We start from the raw sequence: 8652 nt of genomic DNA, 5'->3' as shown, positions 1-8652 counted from the left end.
CGTGCTCGACAACAAGACCAACGCGATCCTGCCCTGGCACAAGACCGGCTACGTGTTCATCAAGCGCGAGAGCCAGGACTCCGTCGCCTGGGTGTCCCTCGGCGGCGTCACCTCGCCGGTCACCACCGCAAACCGCTGAGCGCCGGACCCAGGACCCTATCCGGTTCGGCCGGCCCGCGTCCCGACGCGGATCCGAGCGGGCGACGCAGGGGATCCGCCGCCGAAGGCGCCGCGCGTCGCCTCAGGCGGCGCGGCTCAGCGCCGTCGGGACCGAGCGCGCGAGATAGGCCTCAACCCGGCCGATGAAACCGGCGAGATGGGGGGCGACGCCCCGCAGGCTGGCGAGATCGCGCACCAGGATGTCCCGGGACAACACCCGATCACCCTCGCTCGGCGCGTCGGCGAGGTAGGAATCCACCGCGTGCTCCGCGATGCCGATGGCGCCGACCCGTCCATCCTCGGCGAGTGCTCTGATCACCTGCTGGATGGCGGGCTGCATCGGGATGTCCTTCCACTGACGGCCGGCCCAGTACTGCGATGGACTGGCCGGAAACTTGCGGCGCGATGGCGGTCGACTCGAATCTTGTGCCGACGCGGCCATGAAAAGCCGGCAAAGCCAGTGCGAATCAAGGCCCTCCAGGCGTCCGCAGGGCCGGCATTCCTGTGCTGCATGCGTCTGCAGCACGTTCCGCAGGTGCAACACTGGCCCGAAATGGAACCGCTAGGGACCTTCGCGGGTTTCTGTCTCCATCAAAAATCATTGTGCGCCGCAAGGGGCCATGTCACCCTTCCGTCATCATCGGGCGGCGGGGGCTTGGACCATGCGGCACGCGGATGGCGGGGTCTCGTGTCAGGCGTTCGGCGTCCTGCAGTGGCGCGGCTGGGCGGAGCCCGCGCGGCGGGCCCGACAGGCGGCGAGCTTCGCCCTGGTCGGCACGCTCCTGACACTCGGCGGCGCCACCACCCACGCCCATGCCCGCTTGGTCCTGCCCGACGAAGCTTCCAAGGCCGAGGGGAGCGGAGCCGTGCGGCCGATCGCCGGCTGGACGGAATTCTGCGCGCGGACGCCCCAGGAATGCACCGTCGACCTGGCGGAACCGGCCGCGATCCCGCTCACCGTTGCGGTGTGGCGGACGCTGAGGAGCGTCAATCGCCGGGTCAACGCGCGCATCCGGCCCATCACCGACCAGGCGCATTGGGGCGTCGTCGACCGCTGGGACTTTCCCGATGACGGGTTCGGCGATTGCGAGGATTACCAGTTGCTGAAACGCCGGATGCTGGTGGAGCGGGGCCTGCCGCGGCGCGCCCTGCTGATGACCGTGGTGATCGACGAGACCAATGAGGGGCACGCGGTCCTGACGGTCCGCACCGACCGCGGCGACTTCGTCCTCGACAACAAGACCGACGCGATCCGCCCGTGGCGGCGCACCGGTTACGGCTTCATCAAGCGCGCCGGCCAGGACGGACCGGCCTGGGTGTCCCTGGAGGGCAAGGACGGCACCGCCCAGGTGGCGACGGCCGAGCCGTGAGCGTCGCCGTGCGGATGCCGGTCAGGCGCCGACCAGCATCGCCGCGAGGTCGAGGGCGACGCGGCCCGAGAGCAGGCCCCAGCCGCAGGCGACGACGGTCGCCAGCATGACGAACGGCATCGGCCGTCCCTCGATCCGGCGGCCCCGCACGGTGTTGCGGAGGATGATGAACGGCGCCGAGAAGGCCAGCATCGGCAGGGCGGCCACGGCCGGCAGGCCGCCCCGCTCCAGAAGGCTGAAGCTCGCCCGCCGCGCGGCGAACAACTCGAAGGCGCTGGCGATCAGCCCGGAGAGCGCGAGGCCGATGCACAGGGTCCGGATCGATTCGAGGGCGGTCGGGGTAAGGACCATTATTCGCGCTCCAGAACAGGATGCGCGCAGTTTAGTCACGGCGTTTACCGCTTGTTAAGCAATACCCCGGGTTAGCCTTAACTCGTGCACAGGCACGGGTCGGCGGAACCCGGCACGCCTCAGGCCTCGTCCTCGAGGTCGATGTCGAGGATCGCCATCCGGAAGACGAAGGAATCGTCGCCGTCCTCCTTGTCGTCGGCGATCACGCCGATCGACTCCTCGCCGATGAACACCTCGGCGGAATCGCCGGTCTTCATGGCGGTCAGGCGAATGTTGTTGTTGGCGAATTTGCGGCGCAGATAGTCCTGGAGCTTCGCGGTCTCGGCTTTGGTCACGCTGTCTGGTCTCCCCTGGCGGCGCGGGCGCCGCGGATGGCGATGGGCTCGTGGGCGGAGGGCTTGCCACGCCTGTCGCGGAGCGGCAAGCGCGGTCTCCGGACCGGTCGGACCCCGCCCCCCGGTCAGATTCCGTCGCCGAGGTGGATGAACTGGTCCAGGGCGACGAGCTGGTCCATGGCCCGGGCCGGATCGTCGCAGCCCGCGGTCCCGACCACCCGGGCCGGCACCCCCACAACGGTGGTGTTGGGCGGCACGGGGCGGAGCACCACCGAGCCGGCCGCCACCCGGGCGCAGGCCCCGACCTCGATGTTGCCGAGGATCTTGGCGCCGGCACCGATCATCACCCCGCGGCGGATCTTGGGATGGCGGTCGCCGCGCTGCTTGCCGGTGCCGCCCAGCGTCACCGCGTGGAGGATCGACACGTCATCCTCGACCACCGCGGTCGAGCCGACGACCAGTCCGGTGGCGTGGTCGAGGAACACGCCCCGTCCGATCCGCGCCGCCGGATGGATGTCGCACTGGAACACCTCGGAGATGCGGCTCTGGAGATAGAGGGCGAGGTCGCGCCGGCCGCGGTTCCACACGTGGTGCGCGAGGCGATAGGCCTCCAGCGCGTGGAAGCCCTTGAAGTACAGGACCGGTTCGAGCGCCCGGAGCGTCGCCGGATCGCGATCGATCACCGCGCCGATATCGGCCCGGAACGCCTGTCCGATCTCCGGATCCGCCGCGATGGCCTCGTGGAAGGCGTGGGCGACGAGTTCGGCCGGCAGCGACGGATGCCCGAGCCGGGCCGCGACCCGGTGCGCGACCGCGCCCTCCAGCGCGGTATGGTTCAGGATCGTCGCCACGATGAACGAGGCGAGCTGCGGTTCCGTGCGCAGCACATCCTCGGCCTCGGCGCGCACCCGCGACCAGACCGGATCGAGGACCGCGAGGTCGTGCGACTCGTGGTTGAAGGCTGGGCTGGCGCTCATGGGCGGATGCTCATGTTCGAGGCTCCGAGCTGTCGGTCCGCCGCTCCCGGCGGCGGGGTGGGTCCTGTCCCGCGTTCGGGCTGGACGAGGCCGCGAAGACCCGGCGCGGGATCGGAGTGCGGCCCGGGATCGGCATCGTTCCGGTCCGAAGGCCCGCGACAGCCGTTCGGGACGATCCCGTAGCGTGGTGTGCTGCGGCGCGGCGATCAAGGCCCGGGGCGGCCCCGACGCTGCGCCGCCGGCATGGCTGTCACCCGGCCGCGGCGACCGATCAGTCGGCCACCGCCACGTCCTGTCCGAAGCGGGCCTCGATCGCGGCGGTCAGCCGGTCGAGCATCGTCGGGACCGGGATGTTGGAGGTGTCGACGGTGGCGGACGCGCGCGCGTAGAGCGGCTCGCGGCTCGCCAGCACCGCCCGCAGCTCCTGCATCGCCGAGGTGTGATCGCCGGTCGTGGCGAGGTGGCCCTGCTCGCGGACCCGGCTCATGTGCTCCTCGGGCCGGGCGCGCAGCCAGACCGTGTAGAAGGCCTGGAGCAGGAGGTCGTAGGTGAGCGGCTCGGCGACGATGCCGCCGCTGGTCGCCAGGATCAGGGGGCCGGGATGCTCGGTCAGCCGGCGCAGGGCGCCCTGCTCCAGCCGGCGGTAGCCCTCCTGGCCGTAGATCGCGAAGATCTCCGGCACCGAGAGCGCGTTCTCGCGCTCGATCTCGGCGTTCAGCTCGACGAAGGTCCAGCCCAGGCGCTCGGCCGCGAGCTTGCCGAGCGTCGACTTGCCGGCGCCCCGCAGACCGATCAGCGCCACCCGCAGGCGCCCGTGGGAATCCGGCCGGCTGCCCCCGGACAGGGCCTCCTTGGCGGCGGCGATCTGCGCCGGGCTCGCCTGGCCGAGGAGATCGCGGACCACCGGCCAGTCCGGCAGCGCGTCGTTGCCGGTGATCAGGTCGTCCAGCCGCACGCCCATGGCGTTGGCCACCCGCCGCAGCAGGATGATCGAGACGTTGCCCTGGCCGCCCTCCAGCTGCGCGATGTAGCGCTCGGAGAGGCCCGAGGTCTGGGACAGGACCTTGCGCGACAGCCCGCGCACGGTCCGGGCGTGCCGCACGCGGCGCCCGAGGTCCGTGAGAAAGAGAGATTCCTGTTCCACCACGCCGGTCATGGCGCCGTCCGCTTTCCTGCCAGCGCGAAAGCAGAAATCCTGCCCTGCATGTCCGACACTTCGAGATCTATCATGCATCGCGATCCCGCGTCGGGCGGAACGCTGCCCGAACATCCGCACGAAGACCGGCGTCTCCCGCCCGGGGCTCTGTATTGCGCCGCCTATGTCCGGCCGCTGTGACCGGGCGCCGGGCGATGCCGGGCCGGTCCAACCACGTTGCTGGCGTGGCGCCTATGTGTTGCGGAACGTCGCGGTGGTCAAGCCTTGGGCATGATCCTTATGTGGGCGGTCGAGGTGAAACCGGGACAGTCCGGGACCGCGGCGTGCCTATTCGGCCGGCAGCGCCGTCGCCTCGCGCACGGGCGCGACGGCGGGCGCATGGCGTGGAGACGCGGCGGCGAGCCTCTGGAGGGTGGGGCGCCGCGGCGGCAGCGGCACCTCGACCGCGTCGGTCGCCGAGGCGACCGCCGCCGTCGCCGGGGCCGCCTCGGCGGCCGGCTCGACCTGCGGCGACAGGCGCAGCTCCGCGAGTTCGGTCGGGGCCGCGGCGGACGCGACGGCGGTTCCGAGGCTCGCGGGGCGACGCGGCGGCATCGGCACTTCGACGGCCTGGACCGCGGCCGCCGGCTCGCCCGGCGCGGGGGCCGCCACCGGAGCCGCAGCGGTCGGCTCGACGGTGAGGCTCGCGAGCTGGATCGTGCCGCCGCTCAGCGCGGCCGGGCGGCGGGGCGGCAGCGGCACCTCCACCGTCTCGGTCGGCTGCGCCGCCACCGCCGCGACGGCGGGGGCATAGGCGAGCGCAGACGCGGCGGGGCCGGCGGCATCCGCCGCACCGCCGCCGAACAGGCTCGCCAGGGCGCTGGCCGAGGCGGCCACGGGCGCCACCACCGAGGCGACTTCCGTGGAGATGCCCTGGCGCTTGGCGGCGTAGTAATAGCCGCGGTTGTAGTAGTGGTAGGCCTGGGAGAGGTTGCCCTGGGCGGTGCGGTAGGCGCCGGCGAGGTAGGCGACCCCGTAGCGCAGGTTGGTCGCCGGATCGTAGAGGCCGGCGGCGTCGCCGGTATAGCCGAGGCTGCGCGCGGTCGCGTGCTTGATCTGCATCAGGCCGAGCGCACTGCCGCCCCTGGCGTTCGGGTTGTAGTTGCTCTCGCGCTTGACCACCGCGTGGACGAAGCTCGCCGGGACTCCGTTCGCCTTGGCCTGCTGCTCGATCAGCGCGTCGATGTTGTCGCGCGCGGCCTGCCCGAAGGCGGCGGCGGGCACGACCGCGAGGACGGCGGCCAGGAGAAGGCGATGCATTCCGAGACCCGGTGCTGCTTGTTCTGTGGTCAAGCTAGGTCGCGGGCAAATGAGGCCGGAAAGCGGCTTCCCTTCGGCAAGCTGTGGGCGGCCGGGGTCCCGGGTCTTCCTGTGCTCTGCCGGACACAGGCGTGCGGCGCGGCGGGATCGGGCCGGATTATCCACAACGCGGCAGGCCGGGCCGGCCGCGGCGCTGCCCGGTCAGGCGCTCACGGGAGGATGAAGCGCTCGACCGCGTGGGCGAAGCCGTCCGCGTCGTTGCTGTCGGTGACGGCGCTGGCGGCCGCCTTCACGCCGTCCTCGGCGTTGCCCATCGCCACCGAGAAGCCGCTGCGGGCGAACATCGGCCGGTCGTTGCCGGCGTCGCCGAAGGTCGCGATCCGCGCGGCCGGGATGCCGAGATGCGCGCTCATCCAGGCGACGAACTGGCCCTTGTCCAGATGGGGCGGCGTGACGTCGAGATAATAGGCCTGCGAGCGGTGCACCGTCGCCCGGTCCGCCAGCGCCGCCGCGATCCGGGTCTCGCAGTCCGCGAGATGGGCGTGGTCGCGGCTGACGCCCACGATCTTCGCGGCGGTCCCCATGAGGGTGCCGAGGTCGGCCACGACCCGCGGCTCCGCGCCGATCGTGCGGCGCTCGAGATCGGTGTAGGGGCCGTGCGGGTCGCGCAGGCACCATGCGTCCCCGGTGAAGACCCAGACGTCGAGCCCCTCGGCCAGGAGGAGATCGAGGGCCGCCCGGGCGGCCGCCTCCGGGATCGTCCGCTCCGAGAGGACCGAGAGGTCGGGCCGCACCACGCTGGCGCCGTTGAACGCCCCCATCGGCAGGTCGAGGCCGAGTGCGGCGACGAGGCTCCGCAACCCGATCGGCGGCCGCGCCGAGGCGATGCTGAAGCCGATCCCCGCCGCCCGCAGCCGGCCGACGGCCGCGACCGTGGCGTCGGTGAGGCGCTTGTCGCTGGTCACCAGAGTGCCGTCGACATCCGAGATCACCAGGGCGATCTGATGGGCCGTGTCGGATCCTGCCGCCATCGCCTCACTCCGTTTCCGAACGCGGGCCGGTCTCGGCCGCGAGCCGCGCCACGACGCGGTCGGCGATCGCCTGCGGCGGCTCGCCGATCCCGACGGTGATCGGGCGCTCGTCGGCCGCGGGCACCTCCAGCGCGGCGAACTGGCTGTCGAGGAGGTACGGCGACATGAAGTGGCCCTGGCGCGCGGCGAGGCGCCCGGCGATCAGGGCCTTGTCCCCCTCCAGGTAGACGAGGCGGACCCGCCGGCTCCCGCGGGTGAGGATGTCCCGGTAGGCACGACGCAGCGCCGAGCATACCACGACCCCCGACTCGCCGGCCTCGAGCCGGTGCTGGATCCAGGCGGCGATCCGGGCCAGCCACGGGGCGCGGTCCTCGTCGTCGAGGGCATGGCCCGCATGCATCTTGGCCACATGTTCGGGCGTGTGGAAGCTGTCGCCGTCGACGAAGATCCAGCCGAGCCTCTCGGCGATCAGCGCGGCGACAGTGCTCTTCCCGGACCCCGAGACGCCCATCACCACGAGCACCTGCGCGGCCGCCGCGGCCTCGTCGGCCACCCCTGTCTGCGCCGTCATCCGGACCCCGCGGCTCCGAAGGCGTCCGGGGACGCCACGCCCGCCATCCATAATCCCGGCCGCCCGGATGGCAAAGGCCGCCGCCCCGTGTCGGGTCGCGGGTCCGCCGGAACCCCGGCTCAGGCCGCGCGTTCCGTCCTCGAAGCTGGAACATAGCAGGAACGCACGTCACATGGCCAAGACAACCGGGAAGACTGCCGCGAAGACCGATCAGAAGGGCGCGTCGCCGCAGGACGCCGCCCAGGACAATCCCAAGACCGATCCGAAGGACGTCTCGAACCAGATCAAGGACCCGAGCGAGTGGACCACCGGCGGCGAGCCGATGACCGGCGCGCAGGCCTCCTACCTGAAGACCCTGTCGGAGGAGGCCAAGGAGCCGGACGCGTTCGAGGCCGATCTGGACAAGGCGGAGGCTTCGAAGCGGATCGACGATCTGCGCCACAAGGCGGGCCGCGCCTGATCGATCACGGGCGCGCCTGTTAGGCCGGGCGCGCCCGGGCCGGTGGATGACCCGGCAGCGCAGGCCGGAACAGCCATGTTTCGGACACTGCATTAAGCCCGCGGCAACGGGGGACGCGCTAGAAACACATCCGGAACGCGGGACCACTCGGTTCGCGAGGCGGGACGAGGGTGGTTTCGACCATGGCTGAGCCGAGCGACGGTGCGGGGCGGGGTGCCGCACGATCCAGGGCTAAGTCCGTCCGCGCGGACCGGCTGACCGAGGCGGCAGGCCGCTTCGCCCGCGATGCGCGCGGTTCCACGGCGATCGAGTATGCTCTGATCGGGGCCCTGATCTTCCTTGTCGCGGCCGGGAGCATTCGCACCTACGTGTCCCGGATGACCGGCGTCTACAGCCAGATCAGCACCGCGGTGACCCAGAACAACTGACGCCCGTCGGCCCCCCGGGGCGAGATCCCCTGGCGCCCGCCCGCGCGACCGCGGAGCCATGGCCGCCGGCGCGCTCGGCACCGGCCTGCCGCGCTTCACCCTGACGTGACGTCCGGGCCGCCGCGCCGTCCGGATGCCGTGCAGGCCGGCGCTTCCGTCCCCCGCTCCCGGACCGGTCGTCCGCCGGCCTCCGCCTCGAAAAAGCTGTGCTTATCGAGGATGAAACCGCGGTCTCGGCCGTCGTCGGTCAAGTGTGGCCGACCCGCCACGGACACTCGGGCCGCCATGAGCTAGGCACGGGCTCGGCAATACCGATGGACAACATCTGGATGCGCAAACTTTCCCTCGCCCTGCTCGCTGTCACGGCGATGTCGGGCTGCACGTACCTGCCTGCGGCGGGTCCGACGGCGAGCGCGATCCAGTCGGGCGCGGAAGTGGCGACGCCGGACGGCGGGATCCTGGCGCGCTACGAGATCATCGACGTGACGCCGGCCGTGGTCGAGTCCCTGCGCGGC

The 8652-nt window shown here is 71.9% G+C and carries 12 protein-coding genes and 1 pseudogene; 5 read left to right on the top strand and 8 right to left on the bottom strand.

The window, feature by feature from the left end:
* The coding region (locus MKL01_RS34370) for a transglutaminase-like cysteine peptidase (RefSeq protein WP_243907278.1) at positions 1 to 139 on the top strand (139 nt) is incomplete at its 5' end.
* A gap of 102 nt (positions 140 to 241) precedes the next feature.
* On the opposite strand, the gene MKL01_RS34365 is transcribed toward MKL01_RS34370, so the two are convergent.
* Positions 242 to 499, bottom strand: a complete 258-nt coding sequence (locus MKL01_RS34365) for a hypothetical protein (protein ID WP_243909651.1) — start codon at positions 497 to 499, stop codon at positions 242 to 244.
* A 322-nt stretch (positions 500 to 821) separates the two neighbouring features.
* Between MKL01_RS34365 and MKL01_RS34360 the strand changes: the two genes are divergently transcribed.
* Entirely contained in the window at positions 822 to 1529 is a 708-nt protein-coding gene (locus MKL01_RS34360) for a transglutaminase-like cysteine peptidase (protein WP_243909650.1), read from the top strand.
* Between the two features lie 21 nt (positions 1530 to 1550).
* Here the strand turns inward: MKL01_RS34360 and MKL01_RS34355 are convergent, their stop codons facing one another.
* From MKL01_RS34355 to MKL01_RS34325, 7 genes are all read right to left on the bottom strand, one after another.
* A complete protein-coding gene (locus tag MKL01_RS34355) occupies positions 1551 to 1880 on the bottom strand; it encodes a DUF6949 family protein (protein ID WP_243909649.1) in 330 nt (109 codons plus the stop codon).
* 119 nt (positions 1881 to 1999) lie between these two features.
* A complete protein-coding gene (locus tag MKL01_RS34350; RefSeq protein WP_243909648.1) occupies positions 2000 to 2215 on the bottom strand; it encodes a DUF3126 family protein in 216 nt (71 codons plus the stop codon).
* A gap of 125 nt (positions 2216 to 2340) precedes the next feature.
* Positions 2341 to 3192, bottom strand: a complete 852-nt coding sequence (gene cysE, locus MKL01_RS34345; RefSeq protein WP_243909647.1) for a serine O-acetyltransferase — start codon at positions 3190 to 3192, stop codon at positions 2341 to 2343.
* 271 nt (positions 3193 to 3463) lie between these two features.
* Entirely contained in the window at positions 3464 to 4348 is an 885-nt protein-coding gene (locus MKL01_RS34340) for a helix-turn-helix transcriptional regulator (RefSeq protein ID WP_243909646.1), read from the bottom strand.
* Between the two features lie 327 nt (positions 4349 to 4675).
* Positions 4676 to 5647, bottom strand: a complete 972-nt coding sequence (locus MKL01_RS34335; protein WP_243909645.1) for a lytic transglycosylase domain-containing protein — start codon at positions 5645 to 5647, stop codon at positions 4676 to 4678.
* A 209-nt stretch (positions 5648 to 5856) separates the two neighbouring features.
* Positions 5857 to 6678, bottom strand: coding sequence for a Cof-type HAD-IIB family hydrolase (locus MKL01_RS34330; RefSeq protein WP_243909644.1), 822 nt, complete (start codon positions 6676 to 6678; stop codon positions 5857 to 5859).
* Positions 6679 to 6682: 4 nt separating this feature from the next.
* A complete protein-coding gene (locus tag MKL01_RS34325; RefSeq protein WP_243909643.1) occupies positions 6683 to 7249 on the bottom strand; it encodes a gluconokinase in 567 nt (188 codons plus the stop codon).
* Between the two features lie 172 nt (positions 7250 to 7421).
* On the opposite strand from MKL01_RS34325, the gene MKL01_RS34320 reads away from it, so the two are divergent.
* From MKL01_RS34320 to MKL01_RS34310, 3 genes and pseudogenes are all read left to right on the top strand, one after another.
* Positions 7422 to 7709: a DUF3072 domain-containing protein gene (locus MKL01_RS34320; protein WP_243909642.1), complete on the top strand. Its 288-nt coding sequence runs from the start codon at positions 7422 to 7424 to the stop codon at positions 7707 to 7709.
* Positions 7710 to 7891: 182 nt separating this feature from the next.
* Positions 7892 to 8137, top strand: a complete 246-nt coding sequence (locus tag MKL01_RS34315; protein WP_243909641.1) for a Flp family type IVb pilin — start codon at positions 7892 to 7894, stop codon at positions 8135 to 8137.
* A 329-nt stretch (positions 8138 to 8466) separates the two neighbouring features.
* A pseudogene (locus MKL01_RS34310) lies at positions 8467 to 8652 on the top strand (sugar transporter); the annotation flags it as partial.

Source organism: Methylobacterium sp. J-070 (genome assembly GCF_022829385.1).
Classification (GTDB): domain Bacteria; phylum Pseudomonadota; class Alphaproteobacteria; order Rhizobiales; family Beijerinckiaceae; genus Methylobacterium.
The sequence above is the reverse complement of the archived record's forward strand: the minus strand, read 5'-3'. Positions and strand labels throughout refer to the sequence as shown.

Excerpts from the sequence above, each read along its gene's own strand:
- MKL01_RS34365 (WP_243909651.1), bottom strand. The coding sequence starts at position 499 with ATGCAGCCCGCCATCCAGCAGGTGATCAGAGCACTCGCCGAGGATGGA.
- MKL01_RS34360 (WP_243909650.1), top strand. The coding sequence starts at position 822 with ATGCGGCACGCGGATGGCGGGGTCTCGTGTCAGGCGTTCGGCGTCCTG.
- MKL01_RS34355 (WP_243909649.1), bottom strand. The coding sequence starts at position 1,880 with ATGGTCCTTACCCCGACCGCCCTCGAATCGATCCGGACCCTGTGCATC.
- cysE (WP_243909647.1), bottom strand. The coding sequence starts at position 3,192 with ATGAGCGCCAGCCCAGCCTTCAACCACGAGTCGCACGACCTCGCGGTC.
- MKL01_RS34340 (WP_243909646.1), bottom strand. The coding sequence starts at position 4,348 with ATGACCGGCGTGGTGGAACAGGAATCTCTCTTTCTCACGGACCTCGGG.
- MKL01_RS34335 (WP_243909645.1), bottom strand. The coding sequence starts at position 5,647 with ATGCATCGCCTTCTCCTGGCCGCCGTCCTCGCGGTCGTGCCCGCCGCC.
- MKL01_RS34330 (WP_243909644.1), bottom strand. The coding sequence starts at position 6,678 with ATGGCGGCAGGATCCGACACGGCCCATCAGATCGCCCTGGTGATCTCG.
- MKL01_RS34325 (WP_243909643.1), bottom strand. The coding sequence starts at position 7,249 with ATGACGGCGCAGACAGGGGTGGCCGACGAGGCCGCGGCGGCCGCGCAG.
- MKL01_RS34320 (WP_243909642.1), top strand. The coding sequence starts at position 7,422 with ATGGCCAAGACAACCGGGAAGACTGCCGCGAAGACCGATCAGAAGGGC.
- MKL01_RS34315 (WP_243909641.1), top strand. The coding sequence starts at position 7,892 with ATGGCTGAGCCGAGCGACGGTGCGGGGCGGGGTGCCGCACGATCCAGG.